This is a genomic window from Mesorhizobium sp. PL10, assembly GCF_053714315.1.
In genome coordinates this window covers 1-368 of the sequence record NZ_JBSKBR010000219.1, presented here as the reverse complement: position 1 = coordinate 368, position 368 = coordinate 1, and the positions used below count along the sequence as shown (strand labels likewise).

At 60.6% G+C, this 368-nt stretch carries 1 protein-coding gene; it reads right to left on the bottom strand.

Annotated elements, in window-relative coordinates:
- A partial coding sequence (locus tag ACWGTO_RS33935) for a transposase (protein ID WP_454579012.1) occupies positions 1-368 on the bottom strand: 368 nt, incomplete at both ends.

The following is a 368-nucleotide window of genomic DNA, read 5'->3' as shown; positions in this document are numbered from 1 at the left end:
CACCGTGTCGTTGACGTTGGCCGGTGTCGTGATCACCGTACGGATCAGCCCAGAGCCTTCATCCACGCCAACATGGGCCTTGTAGCCGAAGGTGAAGCCGTCCTTGCCCTTGCGCACGGTGGGGCGGGCATCTGCATCTTTCGAAGGCCGCTCAGCTGTCGGCGGGGTCGAGACGGCATTGATCAGCGTCGCATCAAGCATCGTGCCACGCTTCAAGATCACGCCCGCTTTCTCCAACTGCCGGTCCAGCTCGCCAAACAGCTTCTCCAGCAATCCTTCGCTGACGAGCAGGTTGCGAAAGCGTGACAGCACTGTGTGATCGGGAATGCTCTCCTCAAGACCAAGCCCGACAAAGCGCCGGAACGACA